Source organism: Bacteroides intestinalis, from assembly GCF_003464595.1.
Lineage (GTDB): Bacteria > Bacteroidota > Bacteroidia > Bacteroidales > Bacteroidaceae > Bacteroides > Bacteroides intestinalis_A.
Map to the genome: position 1 here is coordinate 483283 of NZ_QRZF01000002.1, position 24890 is coordinate 508172.

Annotated in this window: 20 protein-coding genes; 15 read left to right on the top strand and 5 right to left on the bottom strand. The window is 42.8% G+C overall.

The window, feature by feature from the left end; translation table 11 throughout:
- Positions 1-22 precede the first annotated feature (22 nt).
- Entirely contained in the window at positions 23-496 is a 474-nt protein-coding gene (locus DWW10_RS04555; RefSeq protein ID WP_022391550.1) for an N-acetylmuramoyl-L-alanine amidase, read from the bottom strand.
- Between the two features lie 265 nt (positions 497-761).
- On the opposite strand from DWW10_RS04555, the gene DWW10_RS04560 reads away from it, so the two are divergent.
- Genes DWW10_RS04560 through DWW10_RS04580 form a run of 5 tightly spaced genes read left to right on the top strand, consistent with a single transcriptional unit; the run spans position 762 to position 5287 of the window.
- A complete protein-coding gene (locus tag DWW10_RS04560) occupies positions 762-2021 on the top strand; it encodes a carboxypeptidase-like regulatory domain-containing protein (protein ID WP_022391551.1) in 1260 nt (419 codons plus the stop codon).
- 49 nt (positions 2022-2070) lie between these two features.
- On the top strand, positions 2071-2622 hold the full coding sequence (locus DWW10_RS04565; protein ID WP_022391552.1) for an RNA polymerase sigma-70 factor: 552 nt from the start codon (positions 2071-2073) through the stop codon (positions 2620-2622).
- Positions 2619-3476 (top strand): FecR family protein, encoded by an 858-nt coding sequence (locus DWW10_RS04570; RefSeq protein WP_022391553.1) that lies wholly within the window; start codon positions 2619-2621, stop codon positions 3474-3476. The genes DWW10_RS04565 and DWW10_RS04570 overlap by 4 nt, the downstream gene beginning before the upstream one ends.
- Before the next feature lie 19 nt (positions 3477-3495).
- Positions 3496-5055, top strand: a complete 1560-nt coding sequence (locus DWW10_RS04575; protein WP_022391554.1) for a carboxypeptidase-like regulatory domain-containing protein — start codon at positions 3496-3498, stop codon at positions 5053-5055.
- A gap of 55 nt (positions 5056-5110) precedes the next feature.
- Complete coding sequence (locus DWW10_RS04580; RefSeq protein WP_022391555.1) at positions 5111-5287, top strand: DUF4250 domain-containing protein; 177 nt, start codon at positions 5111-5113, stop codon at positions 5285-5287.
- Between the two features lie 11 nt (positions 5288-5298).
- Here DWW10_RS04580 and DWW10_RS04585 read toward each other — a convergent pair whose 3' ends face one another.
- Positions 5299-6396, bottom strand: a complete 1098-nt coding sequence (locus tag DWW10_RS04585) for a DUF4421 domain-containing protein (protein WP_022391556.1) — start codon at positions 6394-6396, stop codon at positions 5299-5301.
- A gap of 284 nt (positions 6397-6680) precedes the next feature.
- Between DWW10_RS04585 and DWW10_RS04590 the strand changes: the two genes are divergently transcribed.
- The 4 genes from DWW10_RS04590 (at position 6681) to DWW10_RS04605 (ending at position 14430) form a co-directional block, all read left to right on the top strand.
- Positions 6681-7610, top strand: coding sequence for a hypothetical protein (locus DWW10_RS04590; RefSeq protein ID WP_259320409.1), 930 nt, complete (start codon positions 6681-6683; stop codon positions 7608-7610).
- A gap of 42 nt (positions 7611-7652) precedes the next feature.
- A complete protein-coding gene (locus tag DWW10_RS04595; protein ID WP_022391558.1) occupies positions 7653-8873 on the top strand; it encodes a hypothetical protein in 1221 nt (406 codons plus the stop codon).
- Between the two features lie 85 nt (positions 8874-8958).
- A complete protein-coding gene (locus DWW10_RS04600) occupies positions 8959-13227 on the top strand; it encodes a hypothetical protein (protein WP_022391559.1) in 4269 nt (1422 codons plus the stop codon).
- Between the two features lie 21 nt (positions 13228-13248).
- Entirely contained in the window at positions 13249-14430 is a 1182-nt protein-coding gene (locus DWW10_RS04605) for a FimB/Mfa2 family fimbrial subunit (RefSeq protein ID WP_022391560.1), read from the top strand.
- Positions 14431-14723: 293 nt separating this feature from the next.
- On the opposite strand, the gene DWW10_RS04610 is transcribed toward DWW10_RS04605, so the two are convergent.
- Both DWW10_RS04610 and DWW10_RS04615 read right to left on the bottom strand, forming a co-directional pair.
- Positions 14724-14951, bottom strand: a complete 228-nt coding sequence (locus DWW10_RS04610; RefSeq protein WP_007665603.1) for a hypothetical protein — start codon at positions 14949-14951, stop codon at positions 14724-14726.
- A 28-nt stretch (positions 14952-14979) separates the two neighbouring features.
- Entirely contained in the window at positions 14980-15495 is a 516-nt protein-coding gene (locus DWW10_RS04615) for a GNAT family N-acetyltransferase (protein WP_022393361.1), read from the bottom strand.
- Positions 15496-15655: 160 nt separating this feature from the next.
- Between DWW10_RS04615 and DWW10_RS04620 the strand changes: the two genes are divergently transcribed.
- From DWW10_RS04620 to DWW10_RS04640, 5 genes are all read left to right on the top strand, one after another.
- Positions 15656-16195, top strand: coding sequence for an RNA polymerase sigma factor (locus tag DWW10_RS04620; RefSeq protein WP_022393360.1), 540 nt, complete (start codon positions 15656-15658; stop codon positions 16193-16195).
- A gap of 4 nt (positions 16196-16199) precedes the next feature.
- The gene (locus DWW10_RS04625; RefSeq protein WP_022393359.1) at positions 16200-16553 is read left to right on the top strand and encodes a hypothetical protein; all 354 of its coding nucleotides are present in this window, start codon (positions 16200-16202) and stop codon (positions 16551-16553) included.
- Between the two features lie 26 nt (positions 16554-16579).
- On the top strand, positions 16580-17122 hold the full coding sequence (locus DWW10_RS04630; RefSeq protein ID WP_022393358.1) for a hypothetical protein: 543 nt from the start codon (positions 16580-16582) through the stop codon (positions 17120-17122).
- Positions 17123-17223: 101 nt separating this feature from the next.
- Positions 17224-19899 (top strand): outer membrane beta-barrel protein, encoded by a 2676-nt coding sequence (locus DWW10_RS04635; RefSeq protein WP_259320410.1) that lies wholly within the window; start codon positions 17224-17226, stop codon positions 19897-19899.
- 76 nt (positions 19900-19975) lie between these two features.
- Positions 19976-21550 carry a ClC family H(+)/Cl(-) exchange transporter gene (locus DWW10_RS04640; protein ID WP_022393356.1) on the top strand — a complete coding sequence of 525 codons (1575 nt, stop codon included), beginning with the start codon at positions 19976-19978 and terminating at the stop codon, positions 21548-21550.
- A gap of 9 nt (positions 21551-21559) precedes the next feature.
- On the opposite strand, the gene DWW10_RS04645 is transcribed toward DWW10_RS04640, so the two are convergent.
- Positions 21560-22927, bottom strand: a complete 1368-nt coding sequence (locus DWW10_RS04645; protein WP_022393355.1) for a TrpB-like pyridoxal phosphate-dependent enzyme — start codon at positions 22925-22927, stop codon at positions 21560-21562.
- A gap of 133 nt (positions 22928-23060) precedes the next feature.
- Between DWW10_RS04645 and DWW10_RS04650 the strand changes: the two genes are divergently transcribed.
- Positions 23061-24890 carry a TrkH family potassium uptake protein gene (locus tag DWW10_RS04650; RefSeq protein ID WP_022393354.1) on the top strand — a complete coding sequence of 610 codons (1830 nt, stop codon included), beginning with the start codon at positions 23061-23063 and terminating at the stop codon, positions 24888-24890.

A 24890-nucleotide genomic window follows, 5' to 3' on the forward strand; every position in this document is an offset into this window, starting at 1 on the left:
TGATAGGATAGAAGAAGGTGTATCAAGGAGTGCTTGGTACACCTTCTCTCAAATAACCATATTCTCTTGCTGCATCAAAACAGGGACATTCTTCCAGCCACGACTCAGGTTCTATCAGTGAATTATCATCAAGTATTTGGGGTAAATCACGGTGTCCACAAATATGGCACATGGGAAAGTCGGTGAGCAGCGTCCTTATCAGGACGATCATGGAGTGTTTTTGCCATTCAGTACGTGTATCTTTAGGGACTCCACGTTGATTAAGTCCACCTTCGTAACATATAGCAATGCTATCAAGATTGTGCCCTCGGGCGTGAGCTCCGGGTTTTCGGACTGGACGTGTGCTTTTAATATTTCCATCCCTTCGGATGTAATAATGATAACCAATACCATTGAGCCCACGTTGCCGATGTGATTTCTCTAACTCCATTTCCGTAAAAGTTTCATTCTCCTTTGTTGCGGAACAATGAATAACTATCAGATGAACTGTTCTCATAGCTGTTAAATGTTTTGTAAGGTGAATAATCTACTTATTGATCGCATGTGAACAATAGTAGAGGATCAAAGTTCATGTTAGCAGTCACTTATTTCTTCTTTTTGTGTTCTTTTATAATAAAACGGATTCGTGTGATACTGTCAGAAATATTTTGTATTGGAAATATTTTCCTTCTTTTTTTCTTCCAAAATCTATAGGGTTTTTCTTTGCTGAACGATCTTATAAGTAGAAAACAAGAATTGTTCACCTTTAAAATCATACGAAGATGAAAAAGTTAGTTGGAATTACAGTTGGGTGGTTGATGGCATTTTTGCTATTGGGTATTTCACCTTTGTGGGCACAAGAAGAGGCCGAGAGCTATTTCACTATCACAGGAGTGGTGAAAAATAAGGATAATAAGAGAAAACTGGAAAATGTGAATGTATCTGTTCCCGGTACGAACATCGGAACCGTTACGAATGCAGATGGGGTATTCTCTTTGAAGATAAAGGATACGGAGACTATTCAGGGATTGGAAGTTTCACATATCGGATACTTGAATTCCCAGGTTTCCCTGAAAGATAACAAAGATATATCTGACCTTACCATTTGGATGCTGCCGGCTCCTAATCTGCTGAGTGAGATTGTAATCTTTGGTAATAATGCCCGTGCACTTGTGGAAGAAGCCATAAAGAAGATTCCGGTGAACTATTCGCCCGATAAGAGTTTACTGACCGCATTTTATCGGGAGACAGTGCAGAAAAGACGCCGTTACATTAGTGTATCGGAAGCGGTGATAGATGTTGCTAAAACAGCATATAGTGACCGTGAACCCTCCAATGACAAAGTACAGATACAGAAAGGACGTCGTTTGCTAAGTCAAAAGACAAGTGATACGCTGGCTGTCAAAGTAGTGGGCGGACCTACTCTCTCCGTATATCTGGATGTTGTGAAGAATGGGGATGCACTGCTGAGTCAGGAGAATCTGAATTACTATGATTTCCATATTGAGGAACCTGTGAATCTGGATAACCGTATGCAATATGTAGTTAGTTTCCGTCCCAGAGTCAGTTTAATGTATGCCTTGTTCTATGGGAAGCTCTATATCGATTTTGAGAACTTGGCATTCACCCGTGCAGAGTTCTCTTTGGATATGCAGAACAGAGTGAAGGCGGTAGAAGCTATTCTCCATAAGAAACCCCTTGGGTTACGATTCAGGCCACAGGAAGTCTCCTATCTGGTGACATATAAAGAGCAGAATGGAAAAACCTATCTGAATTATATACGGAATGAAATCCGCTTTAAGTGCGATTGGAAAAAGCGTTTATTCTCTTCCGGCTATACAGTATTCTCCGAAATGGTGGTGACGGATAGAAAGAATGATTTCGCAGCTATTCCATACAAGAAGGCTTTTAAAGAAAAACAGGTGTTCTATGATATGGTAGACGTATATTGGAACGAGGACTTCTGGAAGGCATACAATATTATTGAACCCACAGAGTCTCTGGAACATGCAGTGAGCAAATTGAAAAAACAATCCCGTTAGATTTCAGATAGTTTTTCTTATATTTGGAGATCAACAATAATTCCCGGATATGCTGAATGAACTCTTCATACTGACAAAAATAAAAGAGGGCGATATAAAGGCGTTCGAGGAGATCTTCCGCCGTTACTATTCCCCTCTTTGCTGGTATGCCGTAGGCATTACGGGGGAGATGGAAGCTGCCGAGGAAATAGTGGAGGAACTGTTCTACGTGTTTTGGAAGGACCGGGAACATTTACAGATTTTCCAGTCTGTAAAGAGCTATCTGTATAAAGCTGTTCGCAACGAAGCTCTACAATATTGCCAGCATAAGGAAGTCAAAGAGCGGTATCGCGAGTATGTATTGGCAGGTAATGTCCTGGAACAGGATTCTGATCCCCACAGGCAATTGGAATATGAAGAGTTGCAGGGACTGATTCGCCATACTCTTGATAAACTGCCGGTGCGCAGGCTGCAGATATTCGAAATGCATCGTATGGAAGGAAAAAAATATGCGGAGATTGCTTCTTCATTATCTCTGTCCATTAAGACAGTAGAGGCCGAAATGACGAAAGCGCTCCGTACCTTACGAAACGAAATAGATAATTATATTTTTACGAAATGACTGAAGTGAATAAAAATAGGACAAAGACGGATGAGGCATGGGAACGGTTGTATGCCCGTTTGGATAAAGACCGCCTGCTCGTAGAGGTAGGGCAGGGACGGGTAGTGCGTCGCAAACTACTTTTGAAATGGGGAACACTGGCGGCTGCCGTAATTGCCGGTTTTGTCTATCTGGCATCTTTTTTATGGTTCGCGCCGGGAGGTGAGGTGGAAAATCTTAATCTGGTGACGCAGGAAAACCGTGAAGCATCCATGCTGGTTACTACGCTCGAAGATGGCTCTGTGGTATATCTGGCGCAAGAGAGTACCTTGCAGTATCCCGAACATTTTGCTACGGACAAGCGGGAAGTGAATTTGCAGGGAGAAGCGTTCTTTGATGTAGCGAAGAATCACGAACAAACCTTTCTGATCGAGACGGGGAAGGTACGGATAGAAGTGCTGGGTACGGCTTTCAATGTACGCAGCCATGAGGATGACTCTTTCCAGCTATCCGTGCAGCGGGGCAGGGTGAAGGTCTCGTTGAAGCAGGGAGGACAGAGTGTGCTGGTAAATGCCGGGGAAACCGTAACCTTGCAGGCCCGGCAATTACAATTGAGTGAAACAGGAGATTCCGATGAGTTCAGACAGTATACAAAGAATATACGCTTCAAAGATGAATGTCTGGAAGATATTCTGCGGGTGGTGAATGCTGAAGCTCCTACTTTGCAGATACAGGCGGCATCGTCGGTCTTGAATAAACGAAAACTGACTATTGAATTTGAAAACAACTCCCCCGAAACAGTGGCAGAGCTCATTTGCTGGGCGTTGAGCCTGAAATGTTCACGCGAAGGCGATAAACTGATTTTATCCGAATGATAACTTAATAATATAAATCATGAAACTTCATCGTTTCTTCATTCTCCTCTTTGGGCTACTCTTCATAACCTGTGGTATGAGAGCGGATGGGGGAGATGTGCTGGAACGTATAATCCGACTGCCCGGAATGAAAGGAACCGTATATTCCTTGTTGGGTAAAGTTTCGGAGCAATCCGGTTACCTTTTCGTTTACGACAGTAAGGTGGTGAATAATGATATTGAGGTAAAGACAAAAAGGAAAAACTGCACGGTCCGGCAAGCTATTTATGAAATTATAGGCGATAGGTCATTAGAACTTAAAGTGATAGGGCATCACATCCTAATTCTGCCTCCTGCGGAGAAGATTGTGAGGAAGAAAACTGTTTCGGAAGAACTACCTCCACCACTGGCTTATTTTACCATAACCGGTACTTTGCGGGATAAAGAAACGGGAGACCCTGTTGTAAATGCATCGGTCATTCTTCAAGGAACTTCAATAGGTAATATTACAAATAAGAATGGGGAGTTCAGGCTACATTTGCCTGACTCCCTGAAAAGTGGCAATCTTTCTTTTTCCCATTTAGGGTATGTTGCACAAAATATTGAAGCAACTATGCTGATTGGACGGGATAATGTACTGAGTCTGGAACCCAAAATAGTTCCTTTACAAGAAGTGTTGATTCGGTTGGTAGAACCCAGGAAGTTATTGCGGGAAATGGTGGGGCGACGTAAAGAAAACTATTCGTTGGCTCCCGTTTATTTGACTACCTTCTATCGGGAAGGCGTCCAGTTGAAGAACAAATTCCAAAGTCTGACAGAAGCTGTTTTCAAGGTTTATAAAGCTCCTTTGCAGGAGATTAATACATCCGATCAGGTAAAACTATTAAAGATGAGTCGGATTGATAACCGGGAGAGTACGGACAGTCTGGTAGCTAAGATGAGAGCCGGTATTCAGGCTTGTCTGCAATTGGATTTTATTAAAGACTTGCCGGATTTTCTGTCGGTTGATGCAAGAGATAATCAGTACGTATATACTTCGGGTGACATAACCTTTATTGACGACCGATGTGTCAATGTGGTTTATTTTGAGCAAAAGCCGGATGTCAAGGGGCCTCTCTATTGTGGAGCGTTGTATATTGATTCGGAGAATGGGGCTTTGGTACAGGCTCGCATTGAGATACAGCCCAAGTACATCAAAGATGCTACGCGGATCTTTGTTGTACGGCAGGCGCAGAAGGTGAACCTGACTACACAGAAGGTGGTATATACCATTTCGTATAAACCGTGGAATGGTACTTACTATATCCATCACATTCGTGGTGACTTGTATTTCAAAATGAAGAGAAAACGTGTTTTTTTCAGTAATCCGACTTTGCATACTTGGTTTGAAATGGTGACTTGCCTGGTGGATAAAGAGAATGTGACCCGTTTTCCTCGTGCTGAAAGACTGCCTACACGTACTGTACTTGCAGATGAAGAATTCAGGTATGACGAACATTTCTGGGAAGATTTCAATATCATTCCACTGGAAGAAGAACTCAGTAAAATTATAGAGAAGGTTGCGTTAAAGATAGAAAAAATAGGTCCTCAGGAGGAATAGGATAAGCCGGATAATTGTAATTTTGCAGCCGGAATCAATAAGTATTAGTAGAAAGATGGAATTGCCTAAAGACCCGATGATGCTTTTCAGCTTCATCAATATGAAATTGCGTGACTGTTATTCTTCATTGGATGAACTCTGCGATGATATGAATGTAAATAAGGAGATGATTGTAGGAAAATTGCAGTCTGCAGGATTTGAATATAGTGTCGAGCATAATAAGTTCTGGTAATTTTATAGCCATTATTTCTTTTTCCGGTGTTCCTTTTTCAGATAGAAATTGAAGCCGGCATATATTTGCAACGTACCGAATCCGTTGTTTAAGGAGAAGTTATCCCGATAATAGTCGTATGTCCTGCCCAGGAAAGAAGCGCCTGCAAAGTACTTACTATTATTGTATACCACACCTACCCGCAATATGAAATCAATATTGAAGTTCTTGTACCAGTCGTTACCTTCTTCCGCATCCTTTTCTATACGTGACGTTTTGTAGGCAATTGCCGGACAGAGCGACAGGCAAGCCAGGCAGTTGCGCGCAAATACCCAGTTGTAGGCGTATCCAAAATTGAGACTGATATTAGTGTATTTGATATGCCTGACTTTCATTCCGGGATTCATTGTTTCCTGAATAAGCTCAGGTAATTTAGTATAATCGAACTTTAGATTGTGGGTGGATACGGAAAGACCAGCTATCAGTGAACCCGCATTTCGTCGTTGGTTGGTAGACTGACTGAAGGCTGCCGGATATGAGAAGTGCCGATTGTTGAAGATATAATATAAGTTGAATCCTTTCATATTTACTTTCAGCCCATTGAAGTCTTCTGAATAGTTGGAAGGAATGCGGTCGGAAAAGCCCGTAACTTGGTGTATTTTGTAATCGTTGCCTGTACGCCGATAGAAAAGATCCACTCCAAATTTCGAACTATAGAGACTTAGGTCGAATTCTGTTCCTCTGTTTTTCCCACTTTTTTTCCCAAGGAGTCCATCTGTATCGACAGACCATCCTAAAAATATCCAGCGCCAGCCGAAGTAAGCTCCTATTTTGTTGCGAGGGTTGGGGGTGAACCGGAGCCGTTGAGGTTCGGGAACAGCGGTACCTACGGAGTAATACTCGTAATTTGTGAAATGGTCGAGCATCAAGGCATAGTTGTAGCGATTAGGGCTTATATAAGTTGTATCGAAATCATTGAAGTTGAGGAACTTTTTCATTGCTTTAATAAAAGTTCCCTGATGCTTCCCGATGGTAAGACTATCGTGTGCAATGGAATTAGTCCCTTCGTTTTGGGCAAACAAAGAGAACGGCAATAATATCCACAGACAGAAGATAAATCTCTTCAGCATCAATCCTGTTTTTTTATTAATAGTTCAAGTTTCTATGCTATAAACAAAGCAAAAGAAAAAAGTGCACTTGTTCTATTTGCGAATTTAACAGTTCTTTTGCATATATCCAATAATATGTCTTGTTTGTTTCATTGCCATATTGATTTTGTTCCTTTTTCCGAATCCAGAATTCGTCAAATAAATCTTCTAAAAATAATTATCATATTTCTGTGAACAAACAAATCTCGAGATTCGTTGATTGGCATAATTGAAAAATCATGATACTCATATAGTAATAGATAACCATGAAAAAAAGTATCCAATACGGTGCGACTTTCATCTCTGTCAGATGGAAAGTATTAGGGAAATATCTTCTTTTCTCTCTTTTGGTATTTACTTCCTGTATAAAGGAAGATCCTGAAGCATGTCCACCTTTGCAGGTGAATATTACCGTAAAGGATAAAAATTATTTTAACGTTGATAATCTGCCGATACAGGTACGTAGGAGTGAAACACTTCCTTTCCGTGAATATATCCCTACACTTCATTATATTCTGCGCGACGCTGAAACCGGAAGTGTAGTAGAAGAACAGGGACTGTTTAGTGTCACTGATTCTGAAACAACCCACACCATTACCTTTTGCGAATGTTTGCCGACGGGGAAATATGTATTGACCATATGGGGAGGAATGCCGGATAATACTTCGCTGACTGACGCTTCATTGACTCATATTATACACCCCAATGGAAAAGAAGGTAGTGATGTCTTCCTAACTACTGATACCCTTGTATATGATTACCAAAACAGTCATTATACGGTGGATATGGAACGTGTCACTGGAAAGCTTTTGATAGAGATCACTGATTTACCTGCAAACAGCTGGTATATGGATGAACGTATAGACAAGATTTATGAAAGAATAAATCACCTGTTCAGCTATCTGGGTCCTATCAGTGTGGTTAAAACAGCTACTTGGAAGTCAACTTCGCAGATTGTGATAAGCACAATTCTTGCTCCTTCTACAGAAAGTGCCAAGTCTGTGTTGCATTTGGATTTTTATAATCCTCTGATGTTGAGCGTACCCCTTCTTACCCCCAAAGATGTAAACATCACCTTGAAGCGTAATGAATTGACTACCTTGAAATATGCATATAGTGAGGAAAGAAAAGATTTCTTTATCTATATGCTGATGGGAGATACGTGGGAAAAGATTTATGACCTGAATATTAATTGATATTGTTTTTTCTCGAATGTTTAACTCAAAAACTTAACTAAAATGAAAAAGTATGTTTTAATGTCTGCTGTCGGCATGATGATGCTCGCAGCTTGTAGTAATGACGAATTGGTTGTTACGGACGAGCAGGACCCTCCGTCCCTGTCCGAAATCACATTGTCTCTAAACAGTGGAGGAGATGGATTGAATACCCGCGCCAATCGTCCCGTAAATAGTTCTGAGGCTGCCAATAACGTTGATAAAGTACAGATTTATATTTATAGTCCAAGCGGAACAGATGTAACTGCGGCAGCTTTGAGTGCCGGAACCGCCAATCCGCTTACTTGGACAGCCGGCCCTTCGAATGCTACAACTCCCGGTACCGGTGACCATAAGGCAAGTCAAACCATTAAACTGAACAAACTGACGACTGATGGCACTTATACTGTTGTTGTGTATGGTTATAATGACATTGCCGACTATACAGTGACAGGAGGTGGCAGTGCTGCGGATACTTTTACCGCTACCCTTCCGGGAGCAACCGTATCCGAACTGTTTGCCGGTAGAGCTACCTTTGAAGTGGAAAATGGTAACCTTAAAGCCGGAACTACCAGTGAAGTGGAATTGAAACGTCAAGTGGCAGGTTTACTGGGATATTTTAAGAACATTCCGGTGAAGTATCCTGACCCTAATGCTTCGGGAGCCATTACTACTGTGAAGTACATACGTGTCTATGCGTCTTCTGCATCCAGCGCATTTACCTTTCCAAGCGCCATGTCGGTGAATGCTACCGGAAACGCTACGAAAACGAAAGTACTGGAATATGACCTTTCTATACTGTCCGATTATACTGCTCAAGTCAGTGCTGCCGGTTCTGATCTGACCAAGAAATTTGTGATTACTGCCGGAACAGGTTCCGTTGCTACGGTAGACAATTCGCTGGTAAGTGGTAAGTTCCTCATTCCTTTCAGTGCCGTTACAAGTACTCCGACCTTTACCATTCAGCTGGAAGCCAATGAAGCAAGTGGAATTAGCCCTGTGTTGAAATCATGGAAAGTGGTGAACAGTGCTGTCGGCTCCGGAGATAAATCGGTATATGATGTTCAGCGCAACTATTTCTACTCCATAGGTACAAAGAATCTTTCTGCCACAACAGACGGAGGTACAAGTGATCCGGGAACTACGGGAGATGATGACCAGCCTATCGACTTGTCTCAGGAAACGGTAATCACTGTTACAGTAAACGATGCCTGGGATGTGATTTATAATTTAGAACTCGAATAGTAGATTCGGACCTTGGATATATAGCGAGGGTGTTGCAAAAACACCCTCTTAAAAAATACCTCACACATCCTAAAATGATACAGAGATGAAAACCATTCATACACTTCTGACTTCTGCTCTTCTCCTTTGTCTTTCAGCCTGCCAGGATGAAAAGTTCTTGTCCATTCCCGATGATACAACCTTGTCGAGAGCGGTTGCGGCAGCTGCTGCCGAAACATCCGCCCTAACCTCTACCGATGGTGGACAGACATGGACAGCCAGCCGGAGAGTTCCTTTGGTGGGCGATGGACGTATTGTGGACGATATGTCGAATGCCTTGGTAGAAATACTTACCAATAATCAGGGAATCAGTAATATTTTGGATACTGACATCACGAACTCCGCTTCGTTCAGCGGTGTGGTTACGGCCAATTTGATTGGGAATCAGATAGCTTCCGTACGTGATGTAAACCGCACTTACGCCGGTGGGCAGACAGCAGGATTTGTATATAAAATCAGCAACACTTCTTTGCTGAATGTCAATGTACTGAAAGGTTTCTGGCTGAAAACCTTCCTGAAAGGAGTGGAGCAGGAAATGAAGGGAAGCGATGTGCAGGAAGTGCAAACATTGGAACTGAATCTGCTGAGCGCCGCTAACAATGACGGTCAGCAAGCCATTTCCATTACTACCCAACTGGCCAAACCCTTTGATGAAATCAAGATCGGTATGTATGGCATTTCTGCCGACGTATTGAATGCCCTCAGTCTTTATTACGCTTTTGTAGGCGAAAATCCTATTCAACCCGCCATCACGGGAAGCAGCTATTTCACCGGTGGTGTGGAGGTTCACAACGATGCTCTCTTCGATACCGGATGGACCAATATGCTAAACAGCGCCCAACTTATCAATACGAATCTGACCGATGGCCCATCTTTCGGACTGATAGGAGCACTTACTCAGCCGCACGTCACTATCAATTTCAAAAAAGAAATTCCCATAGGAGCGGAGGTCGGCTATTTCCTTTCTTATAACGGTTTGTTAACCATCAGTGCATTGGGAACTACCATACTGACCACCTATAATGCCGCCAACCAGCAACAGGAACAGGTTACCATCAGCAGCCTGTTGGGAATTTCGGCCATTGCCGGAGGAGGAAGCCAGGTGAGTATGATCCTGAAGAAACCTTGTACTCAGATAAAAATACAATTTGCAGGTGTAAACCTGAATGTACTGAGTGCCACTACCATCAATTACGCTTATGTCCGCAATCAGGTGTTGGTAGACGCCTCCGCTTATTTTTCGTTGGCAAACGCCACTGTCACGGGCAATTCCTATCAACTGAAAACCCCTGTCACGGGAAGCGTGTCGTATGCCATTACGGAATCTCCTACAGGCTCTTCTCCCGTCATCAGTAACAATAAGATTACAGGCATGACCGTGAACGGGACATATAAAGTGATGGGTACCTATGTTGGAACCGATGGGAAAGTATATACCCAAACCGCCGTAATCACCCGTAATGCCAGCAGTATCAGCGAAACTGATGCATGCAATACCATGATTACCAATGCCGGCAATGGCGCCGCTGTGTATGCCCCTTCGGGAGGCGGATGTCTGCTTTGTGTAGGCGAGGGCACCAACTTCACGGGAAAGAATAATCTGATAGATAGTAACTCCGACAATTTTATCACTTACAATAATCTGGCAAGTATTGCCGCCAACACCTCTATCGTAGGAATCAGGACAGCTTCGGATAAGCCTGTCAATGCGTCGAAGAGTCAAATCCGTACAGGTTTCGTCATTCAGACTTCTACCAGGCTGTTGAGCGCTGATGTGCTGAAATTCTTTATAATCCGCTTGTATCGCAGCGGTGTGAAGGTGTTTGAGAATGCTGTGGATAATAGTAATGTCGTCTCAGCCGGGCTGATAGGCGACAGCGGGAATAAAATACGTATAAGTGTAAACACCAATCAGGAATTTGATGCCATTGAATTGTGGACGGGCGGTCTGCTCAACCTCAATCTCAACGCTTTCCGCATTTATTATGCTTTCTGGGAGAGTGCCAGTGCCAGTTGCTACAGCGCCAGTATCGCAAATGCCTGTTTGCAACTGATGACGTCCACCACTTATGGAGCCCGCATCAATTATGCTGCCACCCGTAGCACTGGTGTAGCCAACGTTGGAACCTCGTTCAATAATCTGGGCAATCTCATAGACTCGGACATCAACAGTTATGCGCTTGTAACCACCACTAATGTACTGGGTGCAGTTACCGTAGCGGTAAAGTTCAATCAGATACAACAGAAACAACCGGTAGGATTCATCGTTGTAGATCCTACAGGCGTGACTGGAGCAGAACTTATTTCCTGGACTACAGTTAGTGTATATAACGCAGGTGTGGAAGTGGGACGTACCGGGACAGGTGGACTGCTGGGACTGGACGTCATAGGTAGCGGAGGCAAGCAGTTTGTTGAAACCACGCCTGTAACCACGCCGTTTGATGAAGTGCGTATCACCTTTGCCGGAGTGGCGGATGCTTTGAAGAGCATTCAGTTGGCAGGTGTCTATACTCGTCCCGACAGTAATGGTGACGGTATTCCCGATTGTGCCGAAACGACTACCGATCCCGGTGGTTCGATAGACGTGATCAGCGTGACAGAGCATATTTGCCAGGGAGCGCCCATCCAGATACAGATACAAGGCGGAACGAACGGTAACAGCTATTTGCTGCGCTGTTACAATGTGGCTAAGAATAATGAAATAACGGAGCGCACGGCAACGCTGGCAGGACAGACATTTATTCTTTCCGCCATACCCGTGGGCGATTATTATATTGCTATCTATGACCCCACAGGTACGAATCTTTATTATAATGGCATCCATTCTACCGTGCATCCGTTGCGTACTACCTGGAAAATGAATGCAACATCAAGCAATTGGAACGATTGGAATAACTGGAGTGACGGCAGTCCATGGCAATGCACGGATGTCATAGTTCCGTCCGACTGTGTTCTCTATCCCGTTCTTCTTCAAGGTAGTGCAAATTATTGCAATAATCTCCATTTCGCTCCGAATGCTGAAATAGTGAATACGCATTACCTCAATTACGCTCAGGCATGGGTGGAAATGGCCTTGCAGGCAGGGCGTTACTATATGCTTTCTGCTCCCTTGAAAGCCACATATACCGGGGATATGTTTATTCCTGCCACTATGAACGGTACTCAAAATAATGATTTCTTTGTGACATTGAACGAAACGACTTCACCCGAAAACCGCTTTAATCCGCGCATCTACCAACGATTGTGGAGCCATGATGCACCGGGACAGAAGATTAGCGGCGGTACGCTTACTGCTGTTACCGTAATACCGGATAAGACGAACTGGACACCACCGTTCAATGCTCTGAATCAGGTTTATCCTGCGGGGAGTGGCTTTTCGCTTTTTGCGGACCGTGAGGCGGTAAGCAATACAGTACTTGCCTTCCGTTTCCCGAAGGTGCATACCCGCTACAATTATTATAATGCGGCAGGACAAGGAACGGCTTACAGCGAAACCGTCACCCGTTCGCTGCCCGGACGCTTCATTTACGAGAACAGCAGTGGCAGTCTTACCTTTCCTTATGTGGTGACTGTGACTAATAAGGTTGCCGGAAATACCTTTTTGGTAGGGAATCCGTTCATGGCTCATATCCGGATCGATCAGTTCTTTGCGGATAATCCTACGGTGACTTCAATAAAGGTGTACGATGGCAACAGCAATAACTCCGTCATCAGGGCGGATGGAACGCTGCTTACCAATGGAGATGATTTCCGTTTTATAGCTCCGATGCAGTCGTTCTTTGTTACGGTGAATAGTGCTTCTACTACGTTGGCGGTGAAGTTTACCGAGTCCGTACTGACACAGGCAGTCGGCAATGCGGGATTGATGAGAAGTACCCGTTCCGTGACTTCCACCCGTTCGGATTTGCCGCGTCCGACATTGTTCCTCATGGCAAGTGCTGGCAATGCTTCTGCCCATAGCCTGTTGCGCCTGCATCCGTCTGCTTCGACGGCTTTTCGTTCAGGCGAAGACTCGGAATTATTATTGGATGATGACATGCCTCCTGTGATTGCTGTCTTCAGCGTGGCCGGAGAGAAAATGCTTGATATTCAGCAGCTGAGTGATGCCAATCGTATTCCGGTAGGATTTAGTTTGCGTAATCCCGCCCGGGTGACTCTGAAACTGACACATGGACAGGGAGACGCATGGCGGAACTGGTCATTTGTGGATATGGAAACCGGAAAACGATATGCGCTGTCGCAACCGGAAACCAGCATAGACGTGGGAATCTTGTCTACTAATGTCGGTCGATTTTATCTGGAAAAGAATAAATAATATCCTTAACTGATATGCATAATGAAAAATCTACGAATTAAAAAATATGTATGTGGCACTTTTCTGGCATCGGCATTGCTAATGGTAGGATGCCAGACAGACGAAGCCGTTGATGAATGGGGGGAACCCGGTCAGCAGCCTGGTGATGCAGGCGATGTCACACTTTTATTAAGTGTGGCAGGCGAACTGGCTACCCGTACTATTCTTCCGGGATCGGAAAATGTACAGCATGTGACGTATGTGCAACTGTATATTTTCGATGGAACAGATGAAAATGCTCTGTGTGTCGCTTCTGAGAATATTGGTTGGTCGGCCTACTTTGGCAATAATCCGCCCACAGTAACTTCTACCATGAGATACCGGGTGAAGTATGAAGGGCTTGCCAATGGGAAACCTTATACTTTCCTTGCAGTTGGACTTGACAACCAGTCTGGTGCTACTTATGGATATCCCGCTGCCATACAGATAGGCAGTTCCGTATTGTCCGGTGCGGTCGCTGTCCTTTCCGGCAGTGAGGCAAGTACGTGGACCTCCATCCGGCAATCCGAACTATTTGCCGGAGCAACAGTGTTGACTCCCAGCAGTTACGGTACTCAGGGGAATGTAGACCTTTGGCGTCGGGTGGCAGGTGTGATGGGGTGGTTCACGAATGTACCGGCACAAATAAGTGGCACGAATGTTTCGGCTATCCGTATTTCTCTGTATGCACAGCAGAATAAGCAAGTGCCGTTATTTCAGCGTAGCCAGACACCTATATTTAAAGATTACATAAGTAGTCCGCTAACTTCCGTTTCCAACGGGCGTGTATTGGTGGAAATCCCGGTACCTGTAGGGACGGCTGCTTCTACTGTACTGTCTGAAGGCTCGTATGTGTTGCCTGCTCCTGCTCCTGCGCCGGTAGATGCGAATGACTACACATTGAGAGTAGAGCTTGTGGACGGAAGTGGCAATATATTGCGCACTTTGCGTGTCATGCTGTCCGATAATGACGACACCAACTCTTCCACCGGAAATGGTACGGGAATCATTGATCCGGAAGGTGCATATCGCTTTCCGATTGTTGCCAATCGATTCTATGGCATAGGGACGGGGGAGGACCCTATTGATTTAGGAATGACTTCTACCCGCAGTGGGATAATCGCAAAACTGCTTGTGCCTGTAGAAGTAATAATAGAGAAAAATAGTTTTTCACTAAAGGAGTAAAGCTTATTTTGATTAAAAGGTTTGAAATAGCCAATTCTTATTTGATTCATAATCTTGTAACTTTGGATCGAATAAAAAACATATGTTAATTATTAACACTGTGAATCTTTAATGGTTAATATGGGTGTAGAGTTTATTAAAACATGTTGTAATATGTTGTAGATCACCCTGAAAATTTGGAGATATCCCAGAAATCCGTATCTTTGCAATGTGTTTTTCATAGTATTAGATTTAAGGTTAACAAAAGATTGGCTGTCTGGGATAGATAGCCTTTTTTTATGGCTATAAGTGAACTACATATCGGGTACCTTTATCTTTTCCGGATTTTCTTCCCGATACCTTTTGAAATCATTCTCTATCAAGTCTCTCAAATCTTTAAGAAACTCTTCGCTACACTCTTCTTTTGCCAGGGAATAATAGTATTCCAAAGTTTGTAATGCGAACTTATCTTTCCCAATCAGAGCAAATGCAGGAATCTCATTTTTAACTGCATTGCGCACTAATACTGCTTGATCTCTCATAATAAACTATTTTTTTATGTAGAATATATTATTCGGTGTCACTTTTGAGGAGTGAATACATCTTCATATCCAGAATCTGGCCATTCTTCACAGCATTGCTTCTGAGTACTCCTTCACATTTAAATCCACTCTTTTCAAGAATCCGGCAAGAAGCGATATTATAGCTAAACGGCTCTGCAAAAATACGGAGGATATCGGTGTTATTAAATACGTATTGGCAGGTTTGTTTGATTGCACACGTTCCCAGACCTTTTCCCCAGAAAGATTCTGCTATATAATACCCCATTTCAGCAGTCCGTGAATGAATGTTGTCTTTACGAAACACACCGATGCTTCCCACTACTTTATTATCAGTAGTGATAGCAAAGGCAAAAACACTATTCTTATCAGCCTTTAGCATTTCATTGATATAGAATTTTGCATCATCCTCAGTATAAGGATAAGGCAGGCCATCCCGAAGATTGTCCTGGATGTTTTTGTTATTTAAAGCTGCTGCAAGTTCGGTGGCATCTTTCATTTCCCATTTTCTGATTTTACATTCCATATCCTTCTTTTTTTTAATTAGCCTGAAACAGGAGAGTTGACGGCAAAGATAAGAAACTTTATTTTTAACCACTTCTTTAATAAATGCAAAAAGTGAACTTGCCGATTTAACTTCATCCTTTTTTCAGTTTCTAACTTAATAAAGCTAAGAAATTGAATGGATGATAAACGAGGATAAAATCCGGCAGGTATATGCTTCCGACCCGAAAAAGGGTTTTAAAATGCTGATGGATAACTTCCAGGTACCTATATATAATTATATACGGCGTTTGGTAGTATCACATGAGGATGCAGAAGATGTTCTTCAGGAAGTCTTTATCCGGGTATACCGTAATCTGGAACAGTTTCGTGGTGAAAGCTCGCTGAATACCTGGATATACAGGATTGCAACCAATGAAAGTTTGCGTTTACTGAATACAAGAAAGGACGAAGAATCGATTTCTGCGGAAGAAGTACAAGAAGAACTGATTGGTAAACTGAAGGCTTCCGATTACATTGATTATGAAAATGAATTGGCAATCAAGTTTCAGGAAGCCATACTGAGTCTACCAGAGAAACAGCGATTGATATTCAACCTGCGCTATTACGACGAGCTTGATTATGGAGAAATCAGCCGGATACTGGATAGCAAGGTCGATACTCTCAAAGTGAATTATCACTATGCGAAAGAAAAAATAAAAGAATACATCTTAAATAGATAGGACGATGAATAAAGAATTTGATTTTGACGATATAGGTAAAAAGACACCTTACCGCACTCCTGATAATTTCTTTGAGGATATGCAGCAAAAGGTAATGGAATGTACTTACGGCGGGCAACGTAGGAAACGCCGTTTACAGATAATGTTCTCTACTGCTGTAGCGGCAGCTGCAATACTGGCAGGAGTATTGTTTGTTCCGTCTTATTTCTGGACGGGAGATGTACCTGCAGGAACTTCGGATATGCTGGCTGTAGATAGAAGCAGCAGCGATCCGGCTGATAAATGGATTCATGAACTGTCGGATGAGGAGTTGGAAGAGCTCGTCGACTTCTCTGATAATGACATATTTTTAAATTAGGTATTAATAAAAAAAACAAGAAAATTATGAAGGCTAAGTTTATTTATGTAATGATGGCTGCTCTTTTGATTGGTAGCCAAACAATTTCTGCTCAGAATAAGGATAATAAGGATCAGAAACAACGCCCTACTCCCGAGCAGATGATGCAGAGACAAGCTAATCAGATGGTAAAAACATTGATGTTGGATGATGCTACGGCTGCTAAATTTACTCCTGTTTACGAGGGTTACTTGAAAGCACTGCGTGAGTGCCGGATGATGAACCGCCACGAACGAAACAGAGGAAACAATGCAGAGGCTAAACAAACGGCAAAACCTGTACTGACGGATGCGGAAATAGAAAAACAAATTAAGGATCAGTTTGCACAAAGCCGTAAGATTCTGGATGTTCGTGAGAAGTATTATAATGAGTTCCGTAAGATTCTGTCTCCTAAACAGATTATGAAGATCTATCAGACAGAAAAAAATAATGCGAATAAATTCAGAAAAGAATTTGATAGAAGAAAAGGTCAGAAGCACGGACAAGGAAAGCGCCCGATGCATGGAAGGCCTGCTCCTGCTACTAAATAATACATTTTCATTAAACTACTTGATAGACACGAATGGGGTACAGGCATACATATTTGACTTTCCGAAACATATTATTTTATGTTGTTTTATTGTGGTCAGGTATGACTGCTAATGCTCAGTCCGGCAAAGGGAGCTTTGCCGGACGTGTTATTGATAAAGATACAAAGCAACCGATAGGATATGCAGCGGTGCGTTTGCTAACTTTACCGGATAGTGTTTTTGTAGCCGGTGTGGCAACGACGGATGACGGTAAATTCAAAATGCCGGTTGTCTGGCCAAAAGATAAGAAGTTGTTTTTGGAAATTTCTTTCATTGGCTATATTACTTTTTCTAAACCTATTCCCGCTTCATTCAGAGGTTCTTCGCAGAATCTGGGTGATATTGCGTTACTTCCTGATGGCTTTTTATTGAATGAAACGGTTGTAGTGGGTAAAGCGCCATTAGCGGTTACCGAACAGGATACAACGGTTTTTAATGCTTCAGCCTATCGTACTCCCGAAGGTTCCATGCTGGAAGATCTTGTGAAACAATTGCCCGGTGGGGAAATTGATGGCGATGGAAAGTTGTTGATCCATGGAAAGGAAGTTGAAAAAATACTGGTAGACGGTAAAGAGTTCTTTACGGATGATCTGAAGGCTGCTTTGAAGAATCTTCCGGTAGAAATGGTGGAGAAACTGAAAGCTTATGAGCGTAAATCTGACCTGGCTCGCCTGACGGGAATTGATGACGGAGATGAAGAAATGATACTTGACCTGGCGGTGAAGAAGGACATGAAGAAGGGATGGATGGATAACTTCATGGCAGGTACAGGCAATAAAGGACGGTATGAGCTTGCCAATACTTTGAACCGTTTTCGGGATAATTCCCAACTTACTATTATCGGTAATTTGAATAATACGAACAATCAAGGTTTCTCGGAATTGCAGCGAGAGTCCTCGGCTGCCAGTGGGAATATTTTGAATAGGGTAGGGTTGGTTACTTCACATTCCTTAGGCATGAACTTCACTCGTGACTGGGACAGAGTGAAACTTCGCTCTAATATTCAATATGCGGGTACTGATCGTTCGGAGGATAGTCGTACTATAGTAGACAACTTTTTGAGACAAGATAAATCAATCAGTCATAGCACCAACGATAATCATACGAAAAACCACAATCTGACGGCAAATGCTTATCTGGAATGGAAGATAGATTCGGTAACCAACTTGGTATTTCGCCCACAGTATCGCTATGTGGCAAGTGACAGGAGGAATGGAAGTTACCAACAGAGTTGGTCGGATGAAAGCTTATTGAATGAGAGAACTGCCTCTAATCTTTATGATAATTCCCAGTATAATCTGACTTTCATGTTACAGGTCAACCGTAAGTTCAGCCGTAAAGGGCGAAACCTGGCTTTGAAGGTGGATTATGGAACGAATGCTTCTTCGGTCGATAGGGAAAATTTTTCTACTACACATTATTTCAAGAATGATACGGAGAAAGTAGTCAACCAGCGTGTGGATGATGAAGGTGATGGTTATAATTACCGCCTGCAACTGGTGTATGTAGAACCGTTGCCTAACCGTTATTTTCTTCAGTTTCGTTATAGTTATCAATACCGGGTGACTCATTCGGACCGTTTCGTCTATAACTGGGATGAGGCGATGGAGGATTTTGTAGCCGATTACGATTCCTTGGCAAGTAATAGTTTTGAGAGTCAATATAGTACCCATCTTTTCAATATGGCTGTCCGTACTTCCCGGAAAAAGTATAACTACAATATTGGTGTTGATCTGGAACCTCAAAAACTGGACAGCCGTTCTTTTCTGGATGATGTTTTCAAACATCAAATGAGTAAAACGGTTCTTAACTTCTCGCCAACATTGAACTTTCGCTATAAGTTTTCCAAACGTACCCAGTTACAAGCCATTTATAGAGGAAAGGGAAGACAACCCAGCGTTCGTGATCTGCAGCCGATTGCCGATATGACGAATCCGTTGAATATCCGTATCGGTAATCCATCTCTGAAGCCTTCTTATACCAATACGTTTACATTGAATTATAATTCATACAATGTCAAGCATCAGCGCAACATGGTGGTATCCCTTTTTGTGGAGAATGTACTTAATAGTGTAACAAACCAGGTCACATACGACAGTGAAACAGGAGGTAGAACTACCACACCCGTTAATTTGAATGGAAACTGGCGAGCATCAGGCTCTCTTTCATTGAGTGGACCTTTCAACAATCGCAACTGGCTGTTCCGCACCTATTCTTATCTGCAATATAGGAATCAGAATGGGTACACCACTCAGAATAAAAAAGAACCGATGAAAAGTTCCGTTCAGCATCTTACGGCGCGTGAACGTTTGCAACTTACTTTCCGTACCCGGCAACTCGAACTGAGTGCACGGGGAGAAGTATTATATAATAATTCATATAACAATGTGAAAGATATGCGTACGGAAACATTCGATTATCAATTAGGAGGAGATTTACAGTATTATCTTCCCTGGGGATTTGAGTATAGTAATGATCTCACGTATTTTCTTCGCACCGGATATGGATACGATAGTAGTGGGCGGAAGAATCTGATATGGAATTGTCAACTATCGAAAGCTTTCTTGAAAAAGAAACAATTACTGCTGCGTTTTAAGTTTTATGATATTCTACGTCAGGAGATTTCCATGGTGCGTACTATTTCGGCTACTGCTATACGTGATGCGGATTATAATGTTTTGGGACGTTATTTTATGGTACATGCTATCCTGCGATTGAATATGATGGGGAAAAAGTAAAAAATGCAAAGTCTTGAAACTTCAACAGGGTTAATTTGTTGTAGATACTCAAATTAATAAAAGAAAACTCTGGGGAATGTTTCAAAGGTTCAAAAACTTTAGAAAACTGAGGAAGTGGTATGTCGTGAAGCTGAAACTGGTTGACGCACGCCTGTATTTCGTCAGCATCTTCGTAGGATTGCTGACGGGGCTGGTGGCTGTTCCCTATCATTATTGCCTCTATTATTTCTTTAACCTGCGAAGTGAATTCTTTGCTTCCCGCCCGGAGTGGTACTGGCATATTCCTCTTTTTCTTTTCTTTTGGGCGATACTGATATTCGTATCCTGGCTGGTGATGAAAATGCCACTTATCACCGGGGGAGGTATTCCTCAAACACGTGCTGCTATTAATGGACGCATTACCTATAAACACCCTTTTATAGAGTTGGTTTCTAAATTCTTCGGTGGTATTCTTTCGGTTTCAGCCGGATTATCACTGGGACGTGAAGGACCTTCTGTGCAAATAGGTTCGTATATCGGATGCCTTGTAGCGCGTTGGACACATATTTTGAGAGGTGAACGAAAACAATTGCTTGCTGCCGGTGCTGGTGCCGGTCTTGCCGCTGCGTTTGCAGCACCGCTGGCTTCTTCATTGCTTGTCATCGAATCCATCGAACGTTTTGATGCTCCGAAAACGGCTATTACTACCTTACTGGCAGGTGTAGTGGCAGGGGCGGTGGCGAGTATGGTTTTTCCTATAAATTCCTACCATCTGATACAAGTGGCCGAACCCGGTTTTTCTTTTGGAGTTCAGGTGAAGTACTTCTTATTGCTTGCAGTGATTATTTCTGTTTGCGGAAAGTTATATTCCATGATGATGGTGTCCTTTAAGCGAGTTTATGCTACGGTGAAATCTTCGGTATATATGAAGATGTTCTATCTGCTGCTGGTTGCTTACATTATTTCCTTTATGCAGGTTAACCTGACGGGTGGGGGAGAACAGTTTCTTTTGGAGCAGGCACAGTCCGGCAGTCATGCACAGATTATGTGGGTAACGGCAATGATGCTGTTACATTTCGGCTTTTCCGTAATCTGTGTTTCATCTGGTTTACCGGGTGGAAGTTTTATCCCTACACTGGTCACCGGTGGATTACTGGGGCAGATTGTCGGTTTACTGGGAGTGGAATATGGAGTTATTGAACCGGAGAATGTCAGTTATGTGATGTTGATTTCCATGTCGGCTTTTCTGGTGGCTGTGATACGTACCCCTTTGACAGCTATTGTACTGATAACCGAGATAACAGGACATTTTGAGGTATTTTACCCGTCGGTAGTAGTAGGCGGATTAACTTATTATTTAACGGAACTTCTTCAGATAAAACCTTTTAATGTGACGCTTTATGAGGATATGATCAATACTCCTGCTTTCCAGGAACAAAAAAGATATAAACTATCCATTGAAGTGATGACAGGTTCGTATCTGGACGGTAAACTTGTGGACGAGCTTTCTTTACCCGAAAACTGTGCTATTATCAATATACATCGGGATGGTAAAGATGCAAAGCCCCCCGGAATACGGTTGATTCCGGGGGACCAGGTTGATATTGAACTGGATGCACAGGACATTGAAAAGCTCTATGAGCCACTCGTTAGTCTGGCAAACATTTATTGATGAGGCGTCTTACGCCAGACTGCCTATTTCGTCCAGATTCTTCTGAATATCCTGATCTGTCAGTTCATAATTAACAAGATCGCCGGAGAGGTATTTATCGTACGAAGTCATGTCAATCAGTCCGTGACCTGAGAGATTGAACAGGATCACTTTTTCTTCGCCTGTTTCCTTGCATTTGTTTGCTTCGCGGATGGCGGCAGCAATAGCGTGACAAGATTCCGGTGCGGGAATGATACCTTCAACCTGGGCAAACAGACAACCGGCTTCGAATGATTCCAGTTGTTTGATGTCTACAGCTTCCATTAGACCATCTTTCAATAGTTGCGAAACGATAACACCTGCACCGTGGTAACGCAATCCACCTGCATGAATATTGGCAGGAGCAAAGTTATGTCCCAATGTATACATAGGTAGCAATGGGGTATATCCGGCTTCATCACCGAAATCATATTGGAACTTACCACGTGTCAACTTCGGGCAAGAAGCCGGTTCGGCAGCGATGAAACGTGTTTGTTTACCTTCCAGGATCTTATGGCGCATGAATGGGAATGCGATACCGCCAAAATTGGAACCACCACCGAAGCAAGCGATTACCATATCAGGATATTCTCCTGCCATTTCCATTTGTTTTTCGGCTTCCAAGCCGATTACAGTCTGGTGCAAAGCTACATGGCTCAAAACGGATCCTAATGTATATTTGCAATTCGGTGTAGTTTGTGCCAGTTCGATGGCTTCCGAAATAGCTGTTCCTAAAGAACCCTGATAGTTGGGGTGAGCTGTCAGAATGTCTTTTCCGGCGCGGGTAGACATAGATGGAGACGGTGTAACCTGTGCGCCGAACGTCTGCATGATGCTACGGCGGTAAGGTTTCTGTTCGTAGCTGATTTTTACTTGGTAAACAGCAGCTTCCAAGCCAAACAAGCGGGCAGCATAGGCCAGTGAAGCACCCCATTGACCGGCACCGGTTTCTGTGGTAACGTTGGTTACTCCTTCTTTTTTGCAATAGTAAGCTTGGGGAATGGCAGAGTTTAACTTGTGTGATCCCATTGGACTGACACTCTCATTCTTGAAGTAGATGTGTGCCGGAGTGCCCAATGCTTCCTCCAGTCCATAGGCACGGACGAGCGGAGTACTGCGATAATATTTGTACATTTCGCGTACTTCTTCGGGAATCTCAATCCACTTATCGGTCTGGTTAAGTTCTTGCTTACACAGTTCCTGAGCGAAGATAGGATATAAATCTTCTGCTTTCAGTGGTTGTTTGGTACCGGGATGAAGCGGAGGCATCGGTTTATTTACCATATCTGCCTGTATATTATACCAATAGTGTGGAATTTCTTCTTCCGGAAGGAAAAATCTTTTTGTCTTGTTGCTCATAGTGGTTAATTCTATTAAATTTTTACGAGGCCAAATGTAACTATTATTTTTAAAACAATTTCTTTTTTCTTTTGTTTTTTGTCTATACGCATTGTTTTGTTTATGTTTGCCTGATATTTAATTTGGTGTCTCCATGAAGATTTATCATAAATTCTTGTTATATCAGAATAAATGGATTCATCCGTACACTCGGATCATTCTTGGAGGGGTGACTTATATAGCCTACCTGGCTTCTATTCTGTTAATTGTAGGTGTAGTATATGAACACGGCTTTACTATTTCCGAACACGAGGCTTCTCAACTGCAAACTCTCTATCGGTTTGTGTGGGGTGTTTTCCTGACGGAAGTGACTTTGCGTCTCTTGTTGGAATACAGAGATACAAAGCGTGCATTTAAGAAACTGGCCTGGATACTGATCGCCTTACTCTATCTTACTCTGATTCCGGTTATTTTTCATCGACCGGAGGAAGAAGGAGCTATTTTGTACTTTTGGGAATTCTTGAACGGAAAACCTTATCACATTGTACTTTTGCTCATTTTTTCTTTCTTTAATCTGTCCAATGGCTTGGTCAGGTTATTAGGACGGAGAACGAATCCTTCTTTAATCCTGGCTGGTAGTTTCTTTATAATTATTCTTATAGGAACGGGCCTGTTAATGCTGCCCCGCTGTACGATGAATGGAATTTCTTGGGTGGATTCTTTGTTTATTTCCACCAGTGCAGTGTGTGTCACAGGACTGACTTCGGTGGATGTGGCTTCCACCTTTACTACATCTGGTTTTGTGGTGATTATCCTACTAATACAGATTGGCGGTTTGGGGGTAATGACACTGACCAGTTTTTTTGCGATGTTCTTTATGGGTAATACATCATTCTATAACCAGTTGGTGGTTCGTGATATGGTTAGTTCCAATTCATTGAATTCATTGCTTTCTACTTTACTGTATATATTAGGCTTCACACTGGCTATAGAAGGGACGGGAATGCTTGCCATTTGGAGTGATATTCATGGTACAATGGGAATGACTTTTGAGGAGGAAGTAGCCTTTTCTGCTTTCCATGCCATATCAGCATTTTGTAATGCGGGTTTTTCCACATTACCGGGTAATCTGGGTAATCCATTGGTGATGACGGGGCATAATCCTTTCCTTATTTATATATCCTTGCTGATTATTCTGGGTGGTATCGGTTTCCCGATATTGGTGAATTTTAAAGATATCGTACTCCATCATTTACGTCGTATATGGAAGTTCTTGCATACATGGGAGTGGGACAGACATCGTTTTTACCATCTGTATAACCTGAATACGAGGATTGTACTGATTATGACTTTTCTGTTGCTGGTGCTTGGTACAGTTTTTATTGCTATTTTTGAGTGGAACCATGCCTTTGCCGGCATGTCGGTTGCTGATAAATGGACACAGGCATTTTTTAATGCAACTTGTCCGCGTACTGCCGGGTTTACCAGTGTGGATTTAACTTCGTTGGGAGTACAGAGTGTATTGATCTATATTTTCCTGATGTGGGTTGGTGGTGCAGCACAATCTACGGCCGGTGGTGTCAAGGTGAATGCCTTTGCGGTAGTTGTGTTGAATCTGGTTGCTGTGTTGCGCGGTACGGAAAAGGTAGAGGTGTTCGGCCGTGAGTTGTCATACGATTCAATCCGTCGTTCCAATGCTACAGTGGTGATGTCTCTTGGTGTTTTATTTGTTTTTGTTTTTATTCTGACGATGTGGGAACCTCAGGCATCTGTTATGGCACTTTTGTTTGAATGTGTGTCGGCACTGAGTACGGTAGGTTCCAGTTTAAATCTGACTCCGACCTTGGGTGATAATAGTAAGCTACTTGTTGCTTTCTTGATGTTTATCGGACGTGTGGGTTTGATTACGTTGATGTTGGGTATCATTAAGCAAAAGAAACATACGAAGTATCAGTATCCAAGTGGACAGATTATTATAAATTAG

Bases quoted from the DNA above. Each gene is read 5' to 3' on its own strand.
- DWW10_RS04555 (WP_022391550.1), bottom strand. From the start codon at position 496: ATGAGAACAGTTCATCTGATAGTTATTCATTGTTCCGCAACAAAGGAG.
- DWW10_RS04560 (WP_022391551.1), top strand. From the start codon at position 762: ATGAAAAAGTTAGTTGGAATTACAGTTGGGTGGTTGATGGCATTTTTG.
- DWW10_RS04565 (WP_022391552.1), top strand. From the start codon at position 2,071: ATGCTGAATGAACTCTTCATACTGACAAAAATAAAAGAGGGCGATATA.
- DWW10_RS04570 (WP_022391553.1), top strand. From the start codon at position 2,619: ATGACTGAAGTGAATAAAAATAGGACAAAGACGGATGAGGCATGGGAA.
- DWW10_RS04575 (WP_022391554.1), top strand. From the start codon at position 3,496: ATGAAACTTCATCGTTTCTTCATTCTCCTCTTTGGGCTACTCTTCATA.
- DWW10_RS04580 (WP_022391555.1), top strand. From the start codon at position 5,111: ATGGAATTGCCTAAAGACCCGATGATGCTTTTCAGCTTCATCAATATG.
- DWW10_RS04585 (WP_022391556.1), bottom strand. From the start codon at position 6,396: ATGCTGAAGAGATTTATCTTCTGTCTGTGGATATTATTGCCGTTCTCT.
- DWW10_RS04590 (WP_259320409.1), top strand. From the start codon at position 6,681: ATGAAAAAAAGTATCCAATACGGTGCGACTTTCATCTCTGTCAGATGG.
- DWW10_RS04595 (WP_022391558.1), top strand. From the start codon at position 7,653: ATGAAAAAGTATGTTTTAATGTCTGCTGTCGGCATGATGATGCTCGCA.
- DWW10_RS04600 (WP_022391559.1), top strand. From the start codon at position 8,959: ATGAAAACCATTCATACACTTCTGACTTCTGCTCTTCTCCTTTGTCTT.
- DWW10_RS04605 (WP_022391560.1), top strand. From the start codon at position 13,249: ATGAAAAATCTACGAATTAAAAAATATGTATGTGGCACTTTTCTGGCA.
- DWW10_RS04610 (WP_007665603.1), bottom strand. From the start codon at position 14,951: ATGAGAGATCAAGCAGTATTAGTGCGCAATGCAGTTAAAAATGAGATT.
- DWW10_RS04615 (WP_022393361.1), bottom strand. From the start codon at position 15,495: ATGGAATGTAAAATCAGAAAATGGGAAATGAAAGATGCCACCGAACTT.
- DWW10_RS04620 (WP_022393360.1), top strand. From the start codon at position 15,656: ATGATAAACGAGGATAAAATCCGGCAGGTATATGCTTCCGACCCGAAA.
- DWW10_RS04625 (WP_022393359.1), top strand. From the start codon at position 16,200: ATGAATAAAGAATTTGATTTTGACGATATAGGTAAAAAGACACCTTAC.
- DWW10_RS04630 (WP_022393358.1), top strand. From the start codon at position 16,580: ATGAAGGCTAAGTTTATTTATGTAATGATGGCTGCTCTTTTGATTGGT.
- DWW10_RS04635 (WP_259320410.1), top strand. From the start codon at position 17,224: ATGACTGCTAATGCTCAGTCCGGCAAAGGGAGCTTTGCCGGACGTGTT.
- DWW10_RS04640 (WP_022393356.1), top strand. From the start codon at position 19,976: ATGTTTCAAAGGTTCAAAAACTTTAGAAAACTGAGGAAGTGGTATGTC.
- DWW10_RS04645 (WP_022393355.1), bottom strand. From the start codon at position 22,927: ATGAGCAACAAGACAAAAAGATTTTTCCTTCCGGAAGAAGAAATTCCA.
- DWW10_RS04650 (WP_022393354.1), top strand. From the start codon at position 23,061: ATGAAGATTTATCATAAATTCTTGTTATATCAGAATAAATGGATTCAT.